The following is an 18,257-nucleotide window of genomic DNA, read 5'->3' on the forward strand; positions in this document are numbered from 1 at the left end:
CGCAACGGCATGGTCCTCACCGACAATGGCCTGATGCGTATCCGCCCCGCGAGCATCGACGAGCTTCCCCGCCTCCAGGACATCGAGCGAGCCGCCGGACAGTGCTTCAGGGATGTCGGAATGCCGGAGGTCGCCGAGGACGAACCGCTCCCGGTCGGTGAACTGGCTCGCTACCGGCACAACGGACTGGCGTGGGTCGCCGTCGATCCGGCCGACGTCCCGGTGGCCTACCTGATCGCAGAGCCCGTCGACGGGAACCTCCACATCGAGCAGGTGTCGGTACACCCGGATCAGGCCCGTCGTGAACGGCGGCCCTGGACCGAACAGCGGTACACCGGGTCACAGGTCTCTGCGCATGCAGACCCTGGGCCACCGGTCCAGACCGTGAGCGGCTTCCTGGCTGCGGATCTCACGCAGCCCCGGGCCGAGTGCGCGGTCGTCGAGCGGATGGAATCCGCAGCGCGTGTAGTAGGGCGCGTTCCACGGCACACCGGCGAAGGTGGTGAGGGTGAGGGCGGGAACGCGGTGCGTACGGCTCGTGTGTCTCTCGGCCCGATGATTTTCCTGTGCCGAGACAGTCCCCACCCCTGTCGCCCGAACGAGGCTCGATCCGGTCCTGCCCAGGGCGTCGCACAGAACCATCCGTGACAGGAGACATGCCCTGATGACCGATGCGACACCGGTGGTGGACACCGGCCATGGAGCCGGCGGAATCTGGCCCCTGATCCGTTCCGAGCGAGCAGCGCTGGCGGACGACCTCTCCCGCCTGTCCGACGCGCAGTGGGCGACGCCCTCACTGTGCAGCGAACTGACGGTGCGTGAGGTTCTGGCGCACCTCACCGCGGGGGCGAGCCTCGACACGGTGCGGTGGATGGCCGGTGTGATCCGATGCAGGTTCGACTTCGACCGGCAGGTGGCCATGCGGCTGGCGGAGTACCTGGGGACGACACCGGCGGGGACGCTCCAGCGATTCCGGAGCATCGTGCCGAGCAGGACGAAGCCGCCGCTCCCTGTCGTCGCCATGCTCGGAGAAACAATCGTGCACTCGGAGGACATCCGGCGTCCGCTGGGGATCCACCGGGACCACCCGATCGAGACGGTCACCCGGGTCGCCGACCACTACCGGAATTCGGACCTCGTGCTCCCCGCGAAGCAACGCATCCGTGGGCTACGGCTCGTCGCGTCCGACGGCCCGTTCGCGGCAGGTGCCGGACCACTCGTGTCCGGCACCACCACGGCTCTGGTGATGGCCATGGCCGGTCGTGCCTCGTACCTCGGGGAACTGGAGGGCGACGGAGTCGGCGTCCTCCGGGAACGCTGCGGGACGGCATGACGTGCTTCGTCGCGGTCCGACGGTGACGCAGGGAACGCGACCGTCTCTCAGCGGGGAGCCGGTGGACCCGCGTCGTCGATCCGCCGAACCGGCCGGAACACCGAGTAGAAGAGGAGCATGGACGAGTACGAGATCACGACCGCCGGAACCCGTGAGATGACGACACTCCTGGAGTGGGCCGAGGACGAAGGGTGGAACCCGGGGAAGCTGGACCGCCTCCCCTTCCACGCCGCCGACCCGCACGGGTTCTTCATGGGCAAACTGGACGCCGAACCCGTCACCTCCGTGTCCGCCGTACGGTACGGAGCGGACTACGGATTCATCGGGTTCTACATCGCGAGCCCGCCGGTCCGCGGTCAGGGCTACGGGATCCAGGCGTGGCGGGCGGCCATGAATCACCTGGGGGGCCGGAACGTGGGCCTCGACGGTGTGGTCGAACAGCAGGACAACTACCGAAGGTCCGGATTCCGGACCGCCTGGAACCACGTGCGGTACGCGGGTGTGCCGCACGCGGAGGAGACCGCCGCAGGCATCACGGTCGTCGACGCCGGAACCGTTCCCTTCGGGGCGCTGACTTCCTACGACCGCCGATTCTTCCCCGGGCCTCGTGACGCCTTCCTCTCGCTGTGGGTGGCAGTACCCGGCCACACCGCCCTGGTCGCCCTGCAGGACGGCGAGTTGCGGGGGTTCGGGACCGCGCGTCCCGCCGGGACCGGGGCGCGCGTCGGACCGCTCTACGCCGCCTCCGACGACATCGCTCTCGCCCTGCTGAACGGTCTGTCGGCGGTACAGCGGGGGGAGCCGGTGGCCCTGGACGTGCCCGATGTGAACCGAGCGGCGATCGGACTCGTGGAACGCCTGGGGCTCGAACCGACCTTCGAATGTGCCCGGATGTATACCGGGGGCACACCCGAGATCGACCTCTCCGGCATCTACGCCGCCACCACCGTCGAACTCGGATAGCGGTCTCCGGCGGAGCGGCTGTCTACAACTCGCCGGCGAACGCCCCGGCCAGCTCGCGCCATTCGGCCCGGGGCAGGCCGCTGCCGCCCTCGTCGGCGGTGAGGATCTGCAGCGCCACGTGATCGGCTCCGGCGTCGAGATACTCGCGGGTCCGGGCCTTGACGCGTGCGGTGTCACCCAGGGCGAAGAGAGCGTCGAGAAGACGGGCACTGCCGCCCCCGTCGAAGTCGTTCTCGGCGAATCCCAGACGCAGCAGGTTGTCGGTGTAGTTGGGAAGCCTGAGATACATCGCCAGCATGTTCCGTGCGGTGGTGCGGGCCCGGTCGACGTCGGTGTCGAGGACCACCGACAGCTCAGGGGCGAGCAGTGCGTCGGGGCCGAGTGCCGCACGCGCCTCCGCGGTGTGCTCGGCGGTGACGAGGTAGGGGTGAGCGCCCAGCGCCCGGTCGGTGGAGAGCTTCAGCATCCTCGGTCCGAGCGCGGCGAGGACCCGGTGTCCGGGGCCCACCGGCGGCGTGGCCGCGTCGAGTGCGTCGAGATAGGTGACCATCGCACTGTAGGGCTTCGAGTACTGAGGAACCATCGGGCCGTGGCTGACGCCCAGACCGAGAACGAACCGCCCCCGCGCGCCTGGGGCGATCGCGGCGATCCGCGCCGCCACGTCCCCGGCGGAGTGGTCCCAGATGCTCAGGATGCCGGTCGCCACGGTGATCGTCCGCGTGGCGGTCACGAGGGCTGCCGCATCCTCGACCGAGGGGCTCCCGCCGATCCAGAGGGTGCCGTACCCCAGCTCCTCGAGCTCGGCGACGGCTTCAGCGATCGCACCCCTGCCCGCGTCGTCCGTCCGCGACCCGTGAAGGGCGCTGCTCCAGATGCCGATCCGTCCGAATGTCCCACGCTTCTCAGAGGTCATGTTGAGGCCAACCGTGTGACGTCCCTGCTATTCCCGGCCGGCAGCGGGTTCATCCGAAAGGCGCCTTCCTGCGATTCGCCACGGGCATTCCGCCGCAGGGCTCCGGCGACCAGCACGCTCCGCTCCTCCTTGGCCGCCCGCCGCGGCAGGCCGGCGGAGCCTCCCCACGAACGACCATGTCGGCGCGGGGCTGCCCAGGAGCCGGCCTTTCGCCGACGTTCACCAGGCGCTTACCGTGGGTCTTCGTGCGAGCCCGGTCTGCGGGATTGGCTTCGCGGCGTCCTGCTCGACGTGACAGACGAGGCACTCATGTCCTTGAGGCACATAATCGCCGGTTTGGTCCTTCTCCCTGCCCTCGCCGTCCCGGCGACCGCGCACGCCGCTGTGGCGCACCACAGGCACCAACCCGTTCACCGGGCCGTGTTCGACCTGCAGGCCCATCGTGGTGGCCTCGGCCTGACCACGGAGTCGTCCCTCGAAGGCTTCGGCAAGGCGATACGCCTGGGTGTCAGCACCCTGGAGCTGGACACCCAGATCACGAAGGACCGGCGAGTGGTGGTGACCCATGACCGTCAGGTCAGCGCCCAGAAGTGCCGGGACACCGGCCCGCTGACGTCGGACGACCTGATGTACCCCTACGTCGGCAAGTACATCAAGGACCTTACGCTCGCGCAGATCAGGACCATGGACTGTGGATACCAGCAGCTGCCGGGCTTCCCGGAGCAGGAGCGGGTCGACGGCTTCCGCATGGTCGAACTGGGTGACGTCCTCGGCCTGGTGAGGAGTTACGGAGCGAAGCGGCTCAAGCTGAACATCGAGACGAAGGTGGAGGCAGGGGCTCCCGAACAGACCGCACCACGCGAGCTGTTCGTCCGCCGTGTCTTCGAGGAGATCCACCGCTCGGGCATCGAGGACCAGGTGTCCGTCCAGTCCTTCGACTGGGGGTCGTTGAAGGAGATGCACCACCTCGCGCCGGACTACCCTCTGGTGGCGCTGACGAACTACGACTTCCTCCAGGTGGGGAAGCCCGGAGCTTCCCCCTGGCTCGGCGGGATCGACGTCGACGACTACGACGGAGACTTCGTGAGGGCCGCCGCCGCCGTTCCCGGCGTGACCGCGCTGTCCCCGAACTACGGCTTCCCGCAGAGCGGCACGGTCACGGACCCGGGCTTCCGCTTCTACCCGGACAGGAAGATGATGCGCGACGCGCACCGCCGGGGACTGAAGGTCGTCCCCTGGACCTGTGACGACCCCGCGACCATCGAGGCACTCCTCGACATGGGGGTCGACGGGATCATCACCGACTACCCGGACCGTGTCCGGGACATCATGGCCGCGCGTGGCATGCCTCTGCCGACGGCCTACCCCGCGCCACGTCTCCGGCATGACACAGGCCTCCCGGACAAGTCCCACGCCCGGGTGAGCTTCTGACGGGGGATCCGGGTCGGCCTGCAGGGGCGGAGCGCATGATCTCTGCCCGCACGTGCAGGACCGGGACCCCGATGCCGACAGGCTCGGAAGAGACCGGATCGGATACCGAATGGGCCCGGCCGGGACCGCGGGCGAAGCCAGGCCGGCGGTCTGCCCGGCGCCACTGCCCGGCCGGCCGACAGCCCCGCCGGGAATGCCGTGACGGCCGGTCCGTGGGCGGAGTCGTCCACCTCTGCTACGGGCTTCGGCTACTTGGCCGGCGTTCCGGCGGCCGTCTCGAGGTCCGCGGTCGAGACCGGGCTGTAGTAGACGGAACGTCCTTGCTTGGAGCGCTCGAGCAGCCCGTGTGCGACACCCTGCTCTAGGGTGTTCCGCACGACGGTGACCTGCGTGGTGCGCTGGGGGTGGGCCTCCGTCAGGGCCGCAGCCACCTCGGCGGCGGACTTCGGCTCCCTCTGGTCCGCGAGGTATCCGGTGACCAGTTCGCGCCACGTCGGCTCGGCGGCACCCTTGGGAGCGGCTGCCTTGGGGGAGGCGGTCTTTCCGGCGGAAGCCTTCTCTCCGGCCCGCGCCCGGGACTTCGGTGTGCTTCCGGCCTTCCCGGCCGCTGTCCCGCTCTTGGCCCGCCGCGCGGCGGGTACGGAGACCGAAGCCTTGCGGGCCTTGTTCTTGCGCGGAGCGGGCTTCTCGGCGGTTCCCAGTACTTCTTGCATCTTGACCAGGATCTGCTCACCCTCCTCCAGCTGGATGAGCTCGTCCTGCAGGCGGGTCAGCTCGGCACGCGCCCGGTCCTGCTCGCTCCGGTTCGCCGCGAGATCATCCGTGATCCGCTGTGCGTAGTCTGCGCTGATGCCGGATGTAGGAGTGTTTTCGGACATGCAGTCCTCGTCCTTCGGTCGTTGTGTCTGAAACAGGTATGGCGATTGATGCTACCGACACCGGCGAAGGTGGTGCGGCGGTAGATGCGAATTGGCCATCTATCGGCCCTTCGGGCCGGTTGGGTCCGGTCGCCCGCTCGCTGCGCCTCGGTCCTCAGAGGTGAGCGAATCGGACACGGCGTCAGTGGATCACGCCCGGCCCGTGCCGTGCGTAGGAGTGAGTCGAGCGCACAAGTCCCACACATCCCGTCGTTGCTCTCTGGTGGGGGCCGGTTTCGCCATGTAGCGTCACTGCCAGATGTCGTGGTTCGCCGTACCAGCCCGCGCTTCGGTGCGGGCGTTTCGCTGTGTCGGTGCGGACCGCGACACCTCCGGGACCGCGTGGTGCGGATCCGGATCTCAACGGGAAGGCACGAGCATGGCCAGCGGAACCGTCAAGTGGTTCAACGCCGAAAAGGGTTTCGGCTTCATCCAGCAGGACGGCGGCGGGCCGGACGTCTTCGCGCACTACTCCGCCATCAACGCCACAGGCTTCCGTGAGCTCCAGGAAGGCCAGGCCGTCACCTTCGACGTCACCCAGGGCCAGAAGGGCCCGCAGGCGGAGAACATCACGACCGCCTGACGGTACAGGTCGAGATCACCCAGGCCCCGGGAGCACGATCCCGGGGCCTGGTCGCCGTCATGGGCCGGTGCGCGCGACGGCCTGGGTGTGTCGGTGGAATGCCCAGTGCGGCCGAAACAGATCGAACACACGGCGCTCCGCAGGCATCTGATCACGTGTTCACCACTTGCTCGGGAGGGTGTCCCCGGCTCGCACCGGGTAGGTGCTCCGTGCGCAGGCCCGGAGCCGGGCCTGCCGGACCGACCGCCGATACCGGTGCCGCACGGGATCGTCGGCCGCCCCGACTCATCGAGGAGCCAGCACGTGGAGTCAGACGAGGGTGTGAGTAACGGCGACCACCAGGCGCAGGTGATCGTGGTGGGGGCGGGGCCCGCGGGTTCGGCCGCGGCGCTGCACCTGGCGAGAGCCGGAGTGGACGTACTGCTTCTCGAGAAGGGCACCTTTCCCCGGGACAAGGTGTGCGGCGACGGTCTCACCCCCCGAGGGGTGCAGCAGCTGGTCCGCATGGGAGTCGACATCGACGCTCCGGGATGGACACGCACCAAGGGCATGCGGTGGGTGTGCGGAGGTCGGCAGGTACACATCGACTGGCCGCGGTCGGGCAGCCACCCGGACTTCGGACTCACCCGGTCACGGCACGACTTCGACGACATCCTGGCCCGCCACGCCGTGGCCGCCGGAGCGAGGCTGTGTCTGGAGACCAAGGCGACGGGCCCCCTGACCGATCGGGCCGGTCGCATCGTCGGTGTCAGCGCCGTCGCGGGAGCCGACAGGCAGCCGAGGAACTACCGTGCCCCCGTGGTGATCGCCGCCGACGGTGCCTCCGCCCGCACGGCCCTGGCCATGGGCCTGGAGCGGGACCACGGCAAGCCGATGGCCACGGCCGCTCGGCGCTACTACCGCAGCGAGGCCCGCACGCACGACCCCTACCTGGAGCTCTGGGCCGATCTGCGCTGCTCCAGGACCGGACGTGATCTGCCGGGATACGGATGGATCTTTCCGCTCGGCGACGGCCGGGTGAACGTCGGCCTGGGTGCGCTGCCGCATCGTGGTCACGGGACGGTCGACCTGCGGGCCACCATGGACCGGTGGCTGGCCCGGGTGCCCGCGCAGTGGGGGTTGCGGGAGGAGAACGCCGACTCGCCCCTGCGGAGCGCCGCGCTGCCCATGGGGTTCAACCGGAGGCCCCAGTACGGTCGCGGCCTGCTCCTGGTCGGCGACAGCGGGGGCATGGTCAGTCCGTGGAGCGGTGAGGGCATCGTCCAGGCCATGGAGGCGGGCGAGGTCGCCGCCGAGACCGTTGCCCTCGCTCTGCACCGCCCGGACGGCCCCGGGCGTGAGCAGGCTCTGCACCAGTACGCGAGCGAGGTGAACCGTCGCTGGGGGCGCTACTACAGGCTCGGCAACACTGTCGCCGAGCTGGTGTTCGCCCGCTACGGCTACCGTCCGCTCCTCAATCGGCGCGTCATGGGCTCGCCGGCACTGGTGCACACCCTCGCGCGGCTCCTGACACACGGGAGTGACGCCCCCACGGACGACCTGATCGACACCGTGGTCCGCGGTGTCGTACGGATGGTTCCCGCGTCGGGCCGCCGCGCACGCGACCTGGAGACCCGCCGGCGGTGAGCCGCGCGGTCCGTCAGCCGTTCATCTTGACCGTCTTCATCGTGAGGTGGGACTCGAGACGCAGTACGGCGGGGAGGCCGCTGAGTTTCTCGGTGACGAAGGCCTCGTAGGCGGCATGGTCGGACACGGCGACGCCGAGGAAGTAGTCGGGGCGGCCGTACATGCGCCGGCACTCGACGACCTCGTCATGGGCGGCCACCGTCGCTTCGAAGGCTTCGAAGCTCTTGCGGTCCTGGGCGTAGATCTCCACGTCGACGAGGACCTCCAGTTGACGCCCGAGAGCGGCGGGATCGATGGCTGCCCTGTAGCCCGTGATGACGCCGCTCTCCTCCAGCCGTTCGACCCGGCGCAGACAGGGTGGCGGGGTCGGACCCACCCGCTTGGCCAGGTCGACGCTGGACAGCCGGCCGTCCTGCTGCAGATGGAACAAGATGTCGCGGTCGACCGCATGCCGCACTCGTCTACGCCGGCTCGTTCGAGTTCCTGCTCACCGGATGGTCGTCGTCGCGGCCCCGCCGGTGTACATAGCCGTGGCGGCCTTCCTGGTGAACGCCCGGCACACCTGCTACGCACTGTCCTTCCCCCTGGAACGCGTACGGGGCCGCCTCGCCAAGGCGTACAGCACCTTCTCACTCACCGATGAGGCATACGCCTCTCACCGCCACCGGGCGTTCCCGCGCCTGGCCCGGGCGGCGGATCCTGTGGCTCGGTTCTTCACGCACCTGTACCGGGCCGGCAGCGCCACCGCCGGTGCCCTGCTCGGCTCCCTGATCCCCGACAGCGTCACCGGCCTGGACTTCGCCCTGACGGCCCTGTTCGCCGTCCTGGCCCTCGACGCCGTCCGAGACCTGCGCCGGGGACCTGCCCACCTCCGCACTCGCGCCGGCTGAGGCGCATCGGCCCCGGGCCATGTGTCAGTGCGCCCTGGGCAGTTCGGCGCGCCGTACCGCTCCGGAGGCCAGGACGACCGCCACGCCGAGGCAGGCGAAGGCTCCGCAGCCGACGAACACCGGGGCGCTGCCCCAGGCGCCGATGGCGGCGCCGACCAGTGGGTAGCCGAGAGGCGCGAGACCGACCATGGCGAGCATGACGACGGAAGTGACCCGGCCGAGATAGGCGGGATCGGTCGCGGCCTGGACGAGTGCGTTGTTCACACCGCCGAAGGTGCCTGCGCACAGCCCGGTGACCAGGGCCATGGCCACCGCGATCCACAGGGCGGGCACCAGGGCGATGGAGACGGCTCCCGCGGAGCTCACGAGCAACGTGCCGGCCAGCAGGAGGCCGGCACGGGGCAGCCGGCCGACGACGCTGAGGAGCGCGGCACCCGCAGCCGCCCCCGCACCGAAGCCGCTCACGATCCAGCCGTAGCCGGAAGGTCCCCAGCCGCGCTCCGCGTTGAGGAGGATCATGCCGACGTTGAGGGTGCCGACGAGCCCGAGCTCGCAGAGGGCGCCGACCACGACGAGTGGACCGACGAGGCGGTGGCGGCGGATGTAGCGCAGCCCGTCCAGCAGGTCCTGGCGGACGGTGCCGTTCTCCGGCTGTTCCCCCCCGGGCTTCTCGAGGGGGCGTACGCGCATCGTCGACAGGAACGGCAGCGACAGTGCGAAGAGCAGGCCGGCGACGGTGAATGCGGCCGCCGCGCCTCCCAGCCCCATGGCCAGTCCGCCGATCGGCGGACCAGCGATCTGGCTGAGGCGCATCGACAGGGAACGCATGCCGGAGACACGGGCCAGCTGGCCGGGGCCGGTGATCCTCGGTGGGAGCGCCCCTATCGCCGGTACGAACAGCGCGTCCACCGCGCCGAAGACGAGCGCCACCGCGACCAGCATCCACAGGGCCGGTGCGCTCAGAGCGATGCCGGCGGCCACCGACAGTATGAGCAGGCAGCGCAGCACGTCACTGCCGAGAATCACCCGGCGCGGGTCGAACCGGTCCGCCACCACACCCCCGACGAGCATCAGTAACGCCCGTGGCAGAGCTCCCGCGGCCATGACGAGTCCGACCTCGGCGGGCCCGGCGGCCTTCTGGGCCGACCAGCCGAGTGCGACGAAGTACACGCTGTCGCCGACGAGCGAGGCGGTGTGCGCGGTGAGCCACCGCAGCACGTTGCCGTCCCGGTGGGCCGGCCGGGAGGCGTGTCCGGGCAGGGCCGGGTCGGTGGTCGTCATGCGGGACTCCTAGGAGTGGGTGGCGGTGGCGTGCGGCGTCAGGGCCGGAACGGGAAGCTGTGGAGGTGCACGGACACGTGCTCACGGCCGTCCGTCTCCCCGGTCCTCTTGGCCTCCTCGACGCGATCACGCCAGCGCCGGGCCACCGCGGTGAACTCCTCGCTCATCTCCGCGAGCTCGGCGGGGGTCAGGTCGAGAAGCCACTCGGAGCTGAACGCGGCATCGGTCCATGCCTTGCCCCAGGCGGCCGACTGGTCCAGATAGGTGCGGTACTGGGAGACGCGGGTCTCGAAGATGCCCCGGGCCAGCGCACCGGTGACGGCCGCGCCCTCGGGTGTGTCCGCGAAGTCCGAGCTTCGGAACCCCCAGCCCTCCTCGGTCGCCACTTGCCACCACCGCTCCCGGCCGTCGGTGCTCCGCCCGCTCGCCTCGGCCACGAAACCGTGCTCGGCCAGCTTGCGCAGGTGATAGCTGACCAGCGACGGGGCCTGGTCGACCTGTTCGGCCAACTGGGAGGCGGTCGCCGTGCCTGCCGCGTACAGCAGTCGGTAGAGCCGCATCCGCAGGGGGTTGGTGAAGGCCTTCAACCGGCGCAGGTCGGTGATCTGTTCGGGCGCACGCTTCTCTGACATGAGCCCACGGTAGGTAGGAAAGATAAGTTGCGCAATAAGTTTTTCGCATTTCCTGTCGGAGGTGGCGCGGGGTCGGGCAGGAGGCCGGCCCCGGCGGGAAGACAGCCGTTCGGTCGTGCGGCAGCCACGTTCGGACGCGGACATCCTGACTTCCGTGGGGCATGCTGTGCGCACAGCCCATGGGAGGGGTGGCCCCGTGCGACGCCGTGCACGATCCGACTCGGCAGGGAGAGCCGAAAAAGAAATCGGTCCACGATGTCGAGAACCGGCAGCCGGCTCCGTCCCCGCAGTGAACGCGACCACGAAGGGCCGCACAGCACAGAGGAGAAACCGATGGCCAAGTACCTGCTGCTCAAGCACTACCGAGGCGCACCGGCTCCGGCCAACGACGTCCCGATGGACCGGTGGACGCCTGAGGAGATCTCGGCGCACATGAAGTACATGCAGGACTTCGCGACCCGCCTCGAAGGCACCGGCGAGTACGTCGAGGGTCAGGCGCTCTCCCCGGAGGGAACGTTCGTCCGGTACGACGGTGAGGGGCGCCCGCCCGTCACCGACGGGCCGTTCGCCGAGACCAAGGACCTCATCGCCGGCTGGATGGTCATCGACGTCGACAGCTACGAGCGCGCCGTCGAGCTCGCCGGGGAGCTTTCCGCAGCCCCCGGTGCGGGCGGGAAACCGATCCACGAGTGGCTCGAACTGCGTCCGTTCCTGGGCACTCCGCCCACCATCGCGGAGTGAGTCCAGGGGTGGACGAGGCCCGGATCAGGAGCCTCACGCCGAGCGTGCTCGGAATCCTCGTCCGCCGCGGAGCCGACTTCGCGGCGGCCGAGGACGCCCTTCAGGACGCACTGGTCGAGGCGGTCCGTGTCTGGCCGGCCGATCCGCCACGGGACCCCAAGGGCTGGCTGGTCACCGTGGCCTGGCGCAGGTTCCTCGACGCGGCCCGGGCGGACACCGCCCGGCGCCGGCGCGAGGACCTCGTCGACGAGGAGCCGGCACCCGGGCCGGCGCACGCGTACGACGACACGCTCAGCCTCTACTTCCTGTGCGCCCACCCGTCGCTGACGCCGTCGTCCGCGGTCGCACTCACCCTGCGCGCCGTCGGCGGACTGACCACCCGTCAGATCGCCCGGGCCTACCTCGTGCCCGAGGCCACCATGGCGCAGCGCATCAGCAGGGCCAAGCGAACCGTCTCCGGCATACGGTTCGACCGGCACGGCGACGTCGCCACCGTGCTGCGCGTCCTCTACCTGGTCTTCAACGAGGGCTATTCCGGGGACGTCGACCTCGCGGCCGAGGCCATCAGGCTCACCCGGCAGCTCGCCTCGTCGATCGACCACCCCGAGGTGTCCGGGCTGCTCTCCCTGATGCTCCTCCACCATGCCCGGCGCGCCGCCAGGACTGCTTCCGACGGCAGCCTGGTGCCGCTCGCCGAACAGGACCGCGGCCGGTGGGACACCGGTGCGATCGCCGAGGGAGTCCGCATCCTGCAGGCCGCCCTCGCCCGGGACAGGCTGGGGGAATTCCAGGCCCAGGCAGCGGTCGCGGCACTCCACGCCGACGCGCCCACCGCCGAGGAGACCGACTGGGTGCAGATCGTGGAGTGGTACGACGAGCTCACGCGTCTGACGGACAGCCCGGTGGTCAGGCTCAACCGCGCCGTCGCCGTCGGCGAGGCCGACGGAGCGCGCGCGGGTCTGGCGGCGCTCGCGGCCCTGGACGACTCCCTGCCCCGCTACGACGCGGTGGCGGCGTACCTCCACGAGCGCGGCGGCGACCTGGCGGCCGCGGCGAGTCTGTACGCCAGGGCCGCCCGGAAGGCACACGACCTCGCCGAACGCGACCACCTGACGCGCCAGGCAGCCCGGCTCAACTCCCGGCTGCGCGGCTGACGGGCGCGAGGCGTAGTTGATCCGCGCCGGCGGGCTCGGGGTGCCGGCCCGCCCACCACACAGACGCCGCCCTCGCCGACGGTCTCCTCGCGGCCAACCTGGTACGGCCGGGCCTCGCACCCCATCCCTTACGCTGGGGGATTCGTGAACGGCTCGGCTACGGGGACCATGGTGCGGACATGACGGCGGCAACCCGGTCGGACACTCCCGGTGCGGCGAACCGTGAGACCCGCCACGGCCCACTGATCACGACCCTGTTCGGCCTCTACGCGCGAGGTGAGGCCAACTGGCTCTCGGTCGCGTCCCTCGTACGCGTCATGTCCGACCTCGGCGTGGAAGCACCCGCGGTGCGCTCCGCGGTCTCACGCATGAAGCGCCGCGGCATCCTGGAAAGCGTGCGGCACGGGAGCAAGGCGGGCTACTCGCTCGCCGACTCCGCCCTCGGCACCCTCGCCGAAGGCGACGTACGGATCTTCGAGCGCGCCCGGGCCACGGTGGAGGACGGCTGGCTCCTGGTCGTGTTCTCCGTCCCCGAGACCGAGCGCGAGAAGCGCCACGAGCTCCGCACCTGCCTGACCCGGCTGGGCTTCGGCACCGCCGCCCCGGGCGCCTGGATCGCCCCGGGGAATCTGGCCACGGAGACACGGCGCACCCTGGAAAGCCGTCGGCTCACCGGCTACGTGGACATCTTCGGCGCGGAGCACCTCGCTTTCGGAGACCTGCGCTCCAAGGTCAGCACCTGGTGGGACCTGGACGAACTCACCGATATGTACGCCGACTTCCTCCACCGCCACAGCCCGCTCGCCGACGCGTCCTCCTGGGCCAGGGCCACTCCACGGGAGGCGTTCCGCGCCTATGTCCCCATGCTCACCGAATGGCGCCGACTGCCCTACCGCGACCCCGGCATCCCCCTCGCACTGCTCCCGGCCGACTGGAAGGGGAGCACCGCGGGTGCGCTCTTCGACGAACTGGACGGCATCCTGAGCGAGCGTGCGCGGGAGCATGCCCTGACGGTCATCCACGGCGCCGCCCGGTAACCCTCCCGGCGGGCCCGGTCCCGTCAGATGACGCGGAAGAGCTCGGCGGCGCCGTGGACGTCGGTGAGGTCCTCGACGGAACGGAGGATGTCGCACAGAGCTTCCGGGACCGAGCCCGCCTCCGCGGCGCACCGACCGCCACACCGAACACGCGGAAATCCAGGCGACGCATCTCGTAACTGGTGCCGCCGCCGAGGAACGCTCCGCGAAGTTCTTCGCACCAGCAGCCGGTCGTGGATCGCGGCGCTGTCCTCGCCGCTGGGCAGTTCGTTGCTCGCCGTGGTCGCCCCGGTCAGGGGCAGCGGATCGGTTCCCCGCCGCTCTCGGGGTGATGGATCCGCTCGTCGAGGTACCCCCCAAGGCGTGCAGCCGGAGGGGATTGTGCCGGGCAGTCCTCGGTCGCGGCCCTCTCCCCGAGCGAGATGTCCCGGGGCCGCGTGCCCTTCCTCCGGCCGCTGCCGGGCGATGGCCGGCTCCGCGCGGTGCCGGAGCGGCTACTGCGAGGCGATCTGGATCAAGTTGCCGCAGGTGTCGTCGAAGACCGCGGTCGTCACGGGGCCCATCTCCAGGGGCTCCTGGGTGAAGCGGACGCCGAGCCCGCTGAGGCGCTCGTACTCCGCCTTCACGTCCTCGACGGCGAACTGGGCGAGCGGGATGCCGTCCTCGACCAACGCGTCGCGGTACGTCGCCGCAGCCGGGTGCCCGGCGGGCTCCAGGAGGAGTTCGGTGCCGTCCGGTTCCTCCGGCGAGACGACGGTCAGCCACCGGTCCTTCTCGCCCAGCGGAACGTCGTGCTTCTTCGCGAAGCCGAGAATCTCGGTGTAGAAGTGCAGGGCCTTCGCCTGGTCGTCGACGAAGACGCTGGTCAGGTGGATCCTCATGGGGCGCTCTCCTCCGGTCCGGGTGCGTCGGGCACGAGCCATCGCTCGGTGATCCGCCGCAGCGGGGCTGTGTTCAGGTCATGGAACTTGTAGCGGCCTTCCCGCCTGGTCTCGACGAGACCGGCTGCCTCTAGGACGGCGAGGTGATGCGAGACCGCCTGGCGCGAAAGGCCGAGCCGATGCTTCATGCTCAGTCGCGAGCAGATCTCGAAGAGAGTCTGTCCGGACTTGTCCGCGAGCTCGTCGAGGATGGTGCGGCGGGTGGGGTCCGCCAGGGCTTTGAAGACATCGTCGGCCACGGCGTCAGGATAGGCAAGTGTTCACTTGCCTATCAAGTTCGCGCGCCGTGTCCTGCGGCGCCGGGGGAATCCGTCCTCCCTGTCCGGCCTCGGCCGCGCTGCACGGAAATCCGGTGGAGCGGGAGCGACCCCGCTGGCTAGGGTCGCGGGATGAGTACTCGTACCTTCCGGATCACGGTCCGCGGCGTGTTCGACAGTCTCGGCGCCGATCAGCGGGCCGATCTCCTGGACCGTGCCGCGGAGCACGACGTCCTGCGGGCGGCCTTCACCCCCGAGGGGCACCTCTCCTACGACCTGGCCGCACGGTCGGCCTTCACCTTCCGTTTCTCGGACTCCGGAGACGAGGAGGAGGACATCCTGGAGGCGACCGAGCGCGCCGAGGCCGCGGCGAAGGCCTGGCTGGGGGAGCGAGGCTACGGCTACAAGAACCTCAGGAGCAGCGCGGAGGACCTCTCGCAGGCGCCCCTCGGAAAGCGCCGGAAACGCGAGGCCGCCCGGCGGAACGCCTGAGCGGGGGCGAGCCGGCCGGGTCGGGTCTCGACGCCCGCCCGGTCGCGCGGGGCTCTTCGCGTGCCGGCCCGGTTCCACGGGTCGCCGCCCTGGTCACGTAACACGACTCCCCGTGCCGGCTCACCGCAGTCCGGTCTGCGGGTTGCAGATCTGGCACGGCTCGATGTCCGGCTCGGCGAGCGCGATGATCGCTTCGTCGCGGCTGATGAACCCGGAGTCGTTCCTGTACAGCGTGCAGTTCCCGCGGTGCAGCAGGGCGCTCGAACTGGAACGCTGGGGCTGGATCTTCCAGGACCGCTCGGCCCGGGCCCGCTCACGCAGGTGCCTCTCCCGCTGCTCCAGTGCCTCGAGTTCTCGGATGCGATGGTCGGCATGCCGAAGCTGCCAGGCGAGGTACTCGCGCGTCGCCCGCCACTTCTCGAGCCGGGATATCCCGCCGGTCACGGCCGCGGCACCCCGTCCGCCGCCTCGTGGGCGTGCTTGAGTGCCATGCGGATCTCGACGGCGTCCCCCTTCTCCACCGTCGCCCAGTACGGGTGGGTGGACACCGTGACGCTGAGGTCGAGCAACTGCTTCCGGAGCCGTGCCACCTCGTCGCGCTGCTCGCAGGTGTAGCCAGGGCTGTCCGTCTTCTCGGACCGGTAGCCGCTGTGCAGCTGCTTGTCGGTCTGCCAGCCGGTCATCGGCTCGGCGGACCAGGGGAGACTCGCGGCGCAGCGGTCCAGAGCCGTGCGGGTCCGGTGGAGGGCGAGCTGGGCGTCGCGCAGGTCTTGGGGGAAGTCGTACATCGGCACACTTGGATAGTACGTCTGTTCGATTTAGTTGTGCGAGTTACACGCCGGACGATCGGTTCCGGCCAGGCCGGATTCATTCGATCGGCGGACGCCGGGCAGTTCGAAGAGACACGGGGCCCCCGGTGCGGGGGTGCAGGGGGCGAGGTCCGGCGACCCCGTACCGGTGGTTCGTCACCGCAGCCTGGCGGGCTCAGAACGTCCAACGGGTGTGGCTGTACACCCCGTCGTCACGGCCGAAGCCGTACGCGGTCGACGGAGCCACCGCGAAGACCACCGCGTCCCCGCTCCGGAATGCCTCTGCGATCCCGTGGAAGGTGCCTTCGGCCGATGTGATGTGCGGGCCGTACTTCGCCTCGTACGCCGTGATCACCTCCTCGAGCACCGCCGGGTCGGCCACCCGCTTCGCCTCGCCCTCGACCACGATGTCCAGTCCTTCCGTGAGCGAGTTACGTCCGGTGGTCAGCGCGCAGTGCCCGTCATGGGCGAGATTCACCGCCTTCTGCTCCTGCGGGCCGGTGGAGAAATACATCACCCCCCTGTGCCAGGCGGCGATCACGGGAGTGACGTGCATCCGGCCGTCGGGCCGCACGGTGGACACCCAGAAGATCTCGGCCCGCTCCAGCTGCTGCCGCGCCTCGCTCCAGGGGGTGGCGGTCACGTCCGCCGCACCAGGGCGTGGATCGAGTGCTGAGCTGTAGCGGGCGTCGAGTTCAGCCGTGGGCTGCCGCCCCGTTGCTTGTGCCGGCATGGATGATCTCCCTTTCTTCGCATCCCCGACGCCCGGCCGCCGCCGGCCCCTGGGGCCGACCCGACCGGCGCCTTCGCCACCACAGCCTTCCGTCGCCCTGAGGGACACGCAAGGGACAGGGCCGGTTCGGGGCGTCACCGCAGCGCACCGGCCGGGTCCGGGCGATCACCATGGTGTGCGAGCGCGCTGTGCGGGTCGGGGCCGGTGGTGGGGGAGTGATCGGTGTGAATAGTCGCTGCGGTCAGCCGCGGAACCGTGTGGATCAACGCGTGTTCGGCCGCGACCGCCAGCTCATGTGCCTGGACGACCGTGAGATGCGCGTGGACGACGATGTCGGCCTCGGCCCGCAGGGCATGGCCGATCCAGCGCATCCGGACGGCTCCGATGCCGATCACCCCGTCCACGCTCCGCAGCGCGATCTCCGCAGTGGCGACGAGAGCGGGATCGACGGAGTCCATCAGGCGCCGGTAGACCTCACGGGCGGCGTCCTTGAGGACGAACAGGATCGCGGCGGTGATGAGCAGACCGACGACCGGATCGGCCGCCGGCCACCCGAGAGCCGCGCCGCCGGACCCGAGGAGTACGGCGAGCGAGGTGAATCCGTCGGTGCGGGCGTGCAGCCCGTCGGCGACCAGGGCGGCCGAGCCGATCCTCCTCCCGGTGCGGATGCGGTAGCGGGCGACCCACTCATTGCCGGCGAAGCCCGTCAGCGCGGCGGCGGAGACGGCCCACAGATGGGTGATGTCACGTGGGTCGAGCAGACGGTCGACGGCCATCCAGGCGGCCAGGACCGCGGAGGCGGCGATGGTGGCCACGATGAGGATGCCGGCGAGGTCTTCGGCGCGGCCGTACCCATAGGTGTAGCGGCGGTTCGCCGCCCGGCGTCCGAGCAGGAAGGCCATACCGAGCGGAACGGCGGTCAACGCGTCGGTGGCGTTGTGGATGGTGTCACCGAGCAGCGCCACCGACCCGGACAGGGCGACGATCAATGCCTGGACGACCGTGGTCGCCCCCAGAACGGCGAGGGAGATCCACAGCGTCCGCATGCCCTCGCCGGACGTCTCCATCGCCGAGTCGACCTTGTCGGCCGCCTCATGGCTGTGAGGTGCCACCGCATGGGCGAGAACGTGGCGCAGCTGCTTCAGCCGTGCTCCGGCGGACCGGCGCAGTTGCCCGTCCTCCTCGGGGGTGTGTCCGTGTCCCTGGTGGTGGTCAGGTGAGTGTCGGTGGCCGGGCGCGTGAGTGTGCTGATTCCCCTCCATGCCCGCCACCGTGGCACACGGAGCCGATTGCGGCTACGGAGGTCATACCCTCCGTGACCAGGTGCGGTGAGCCCGCAACAGCGGGCCGTGGGCAGCAGCTTGCCCTCCCGGCGGTCCGAGGTCGTGGTCCGGCCGGAGAAGCCCCGCTGGACGCGCGGCCCGGTCTTCGCACCCCGGCCCGGGGCGATGGCTGTCAGTGGCGCCGCTTACGGTCTGTGTATGGCCGATCAGCGACCCCTTCCGTCATCGTTGCAAGACTTCG

The 18,257-nt window shown here is 70.3% G+C and carries 22 protein-coding genes and 2 pseudogenes; 11 read left to right on the forward strand and 13 right to left on the reverse strand.

All coding sequences use genetic code 11. The features are described from left to right. The first annotated feature begins 33 nt into the window (after positions 1–33). The 3 genes from P8A20_RS35335 (at position 34) to P8A20_RS35345 (ending at position 2,296) form a co-directional block, all read left to right on the forward strand. On the forward strand, positions 34–648 hold the full coding sequence (locus P8A20_RS35335) for a GNAT family N-acetyltransferase (RefSeq protein ID WP_306105236.1): 615 nt from the start codon (positions 34–36) through the stop codon (positions 646–648). 16 nt (positions 649–664) lie between these two features. Then, positions 665–1,333, forward strand: a complete 669-nt coding sequence (locus tag P8A20_RS35340; RefSeq protein ID WP_187282310.1) for a maleylpyruvate isomerase family mycothiol-dependent enzyme — start codon at positions 665–667, stop codon at positions 1,331–1,333. Positions 1,334–1,450: 117 nt separating this feature from the next. Further along, positions 1,451–2,296 carry a GNAT family N-acetyltransferase gene (locus P8A20_RS35345; protein WP_147961942.1) on the forward strand — a complete coding sequence of 282 codons (846 nt, stop codon included), beginning with the start codon at positions 1,451–1,453 and terminating at the stop codon, positions 2,294–2,296. A 22-nt stretch (positions 2,297–2,318) separates the two neighbouring features. On the opposite strand, the gene P8A20_RS35350 is transcribed toward P8A20_RS35345, so the two are convergent. Next, positions 2,319–3,209 (reverse strand): LLM class F420-dependent oxidoreductase, encoded by an 891-nt coding sequence (locus P8A20_RS35350; RefSeq protein WP_306104971.1) that lies wholly within the window; start codon positions 3,207–3,209, stop codon positions 2,319–2,321. A gap of 309 nt (positions 3,210–3,518) precedes the next feature. On the opposite strand from P8A20_RS35350, the gene P8A20_RS35355 reads away from it, so the two are divergent. After that, positions 3,519–4,640 (forward strand): glycerophosphodiester phosphodiesterase family protein, encoded by a 1,122-nt coding sequence (locus P8A20_RS35355; RefSeq protein ID WP_147961940.1) that lies wholly within the window; start codon positions 3,519–3,521, stop codon positions 4,638–4,640. A gap of 248 nt (positions 4,641–4,888) precedes the next feature. Here the strand turns inward: P8A20_RS35355 and P8A20_RS35360 are convergent, their stop codons facing one another. Then, a complete protein-coding gene (locus tag P8A20_RS35360) occupies positions 4,889–5,518 on the reverse strand; it encodes a hypothetical protein (RefSeq protein WP_147961939.1) in 630 nt (209 codons plus the stop codon). Positions 5,519–5,936: 418 nt separating this feature from the next. Between P8A20_RS35360 and P8A20_RS35365 the strand changes: the two genes are divergently transcribed. Further along, on the forward strand, positions 5,937–6,140 hold the full coding sequence (locus tag P8A20_RS35365; RefSeq protein ID WP_014158060.1) for a cold-shock protein: 204 nt from the start codon (positions 5,937–5,939) through the stop codon (positions 6,138–6,140). Positions 6,141–6,443: 303 nt separating this feature from the next. Continuing rightward, entirely contained in the window at positions 6,444–7,766 is a 1,323-nt protein-coding gene (locus tag P8A20_RS35370) for a geranylgeranyl reductase family protein (RefSeq protein ID WP_147961938.1), read from the forward strand. 13 nt (positions 7,767–7,779) lie between these two features. Here P8A20_RS35370 and P8A20_RS35375 read toward each other — a convergent pair whose 3' ends face one another. Further along, complete coding sequence (locus P8A20_RS35375) at positions 7,780–8,223, reverse strand: Lrp/AsnC family transcriptional regulator (RefSeq protein WP_306104972.1); 444 nt, start codon at positions 8,221–8,223, stop codon at positions 7,780–7,782. A gap of 37 nt (positions 8,224–8,260) precedes the next feature. Here P8A20_RS35375 and P8A20_RS35380 point away from each other — a divergent pair, with 37 nt between their 5' ends. Continuing rightward, the gene (locus tag P8A20_RS35380; protein WP_187282309.1) at positions 8,261–8,656 is read left to right on the forward strand and encodes an AzlC family ABC transporter permease; all 396 of its coding nucleotides are present in this window, start codon (positions 8,261–8,263) and stop codon (positions 8,654–8,656) included. Positions 8,657–8,680: 24 nt separating this feature from the next. On the opposite strand, the gene P8A20_RS35385 is transcribed toward P8A20_RS35380, so the two are convergent. Together P8A20_RS35385 and P8A20_RS35390 are read right to left on the reverse strand one after the other, a co-directional pair. Further along, positions 8,681–9,937 (reverse strand): MFS transporter, encoded by a 1,257-nt coding sequence (locus tag P8A20_RS35385; RefSeq protein ID WP_147961935.1) that lies wholly within the window; start codon positions 9,935–9,937, stop codon positions 8,681–8,683. Positions 9,938–9,975: 38 nt separating this feature from the next. Further along, entirely contained in the window at positions 9,976–10,569 is a 594-nt protein-coding gene (locus P8A20_RS35390; RefSeq protein WP_147961934.1) for an ArsR/SmtB family transcription factor, read from the reverse strand. A gap of 333 nt (positions 10,570–10,902) precedes the next feature. On the opposite strand from P8A20_RS35390, the gene P8A20_RS35395 reads away from it, so the two are divergent. From P8A20_RS35395 to P8A20_RS35405, 3 genes are all read left to right on the forward strand, one after another. Then, a complete protein-coding gene (locus P8A20_RS35395; RefSeq protein ID WP_147961933.1) occupies positions 10,903–11,310 on the forward strand; it encodes a YciI family protein in 408 nt (135 codons plus the stop codon). Between the two features lie 8 nt (positions 11,311–11,318). Continuing rightward, entirely contained in the window at positions 11,319–12,464 is a 1,146-nt protein-coding gene (locus P8A20_RS35400) for an RNA polymerase sigma factor (RefSeq protein WP_147961959.1), read from the forward strand. A gap of 179 nt (positions 12,465–12,643) precedes the next feature. Beyond that, positions 12,644–13,501, forward strand: a complete 858-nt coding sequence (locus P8A20_RS35405; RefSeq protein WP_147961932.1) for a PaaX family transcriptional regulator — start codon at positions 12,644–12,646, stop codon at positions 13,499–13,501. A gap of 23 nt (positions 13,502–13,524) precedes the next feature. On the opposite strand, the pseudogene P8A20_RS38945 reads toward P8A20_RS35405, so the two are convergent. The 4 genes and pseudogenes from P8A20_RS38945 to P8A20_RS35420 all read right to left on the reverse strand — a co-directional run. After that, positions 13,525–13,670 (reverse strand): annotated as a pseudogene (locus tag P8A20_RS38945) (VWA domain-containing protein); the annotation flags it as partial. A gap of 46 nt (positions 13,671–13,716) precedes the next feature. Further along, positions 13,717–13,856: pseudogene (locus P8A20_RS35410) on the reverse strand (AAA family ATPase); the annotation flags it as partial. Between the two features lie 139 nt (positions 13,857–13,995). Then, entirely contained in the window at positions 13,996–14,382 is a 387-nt protein-coding gene (locus P8A20_RS35415; protein ID WP_147961931.1) for a VOC family protein, read from the reverse strand. Further along, positions 14,379–14,681 carry an ArsR/SmtB family transcription factor gene (locus P8A20_RS35420; RefSeq protein WP_147961930.1) on the reverse strand — a complete coding sequence of 101 codons (303 nt, stop codon included), beginning with the start codon at positions 14,679–14,681 and terminating at the stop codon, positions 14,379–14,381. Before P8A20_RS35420 ends, P8A20_RS35415 begins: the two co-directional genes overlap by 4 nt. Before the next feature lie 150 nt (positions 14,682–14,831). Between P8A20_RS35420 and P8A20_RS35425 the strand changes: the two genes are divergently transcribed. Then, positions 14,832–15,191: a DUF6204 family protein gene (locus P8A20_RS35425; protein WP_147961929.1), complete on the forward strand. Its 360-nt coding sequence runs from the start codon at positions 14,832–14,834 to the stop codon at positions 15,189–15,191. A 120-nt stretch (positions 15,192–15,311) separates the two neighbouring features. On the opposite strand, the gene P8A20_RS35430 is transcribed toward P8A20_RS35425, so the two are convergent. From P8A20_RS35430 to P8A20_RS35445, 4 genes are all read right to left on the reverse strand, one after another. Next, complete coding sequence (locus P8A20_RS35430; protein WP_147961928.1) at positions 15,312–15,635, reverse strand: DUF6233 domain-containing protein; 324 nt, start codon at positions 15,633–15,635, stop codon at positions 15,312–15,314. Continuing rightward, positions 15,632–15,979, reverse strand: coding sequence for a DUF8825 domain-containing protein (locus P8A20_RS35435; RefSeq protein WP_261988888.1), 348 nt, complete (start codon positions 15,977–15,979; stop codon positions 15,632–15,634). Before P8A20_RS35435 ends, P8A20_RS35430 begins: the two co-directional genes overlap by 4 nt. 196 nt (positions 15,980–16,175) lie before the next feature. Beyond that, positions 16,176–16,733, reverse strand: coding sequence for a pyridoxamine 5'-phosphate oxidase family protein (locus P8A20_RS35440; RefSeq protein WP_306104973.1), 558 nt, complete (start codon positions 16,731–16,733; stop codon positions 16,176–16,178). A 134-nt stretch (positions 16,734–16,867) separates the two neighbouring features. Then, positions 16,868–17,995 (reverse strand): cation diffusion facilitator family transporter, encoded by a 1,128-nt coding sequence (locus P8A20_RS35445; RefSeq protein WP_147961925.1) that lies wholly within the window; start codon positions 17,993–17,995, stop codon positions 16,868–16,870. Positions 17,996–18,257: the final 262 nt, after the last annotated feature.

This window comes from Streptomyces sp. Alt3, from assembly GCF_030719215.1.
Lineage (GTDB): Bacteria > Actinomycetota > Actinomycetes > Streptomycetales > Streptomycetaceae > Streptomyces > Streptomyces glycanivorans.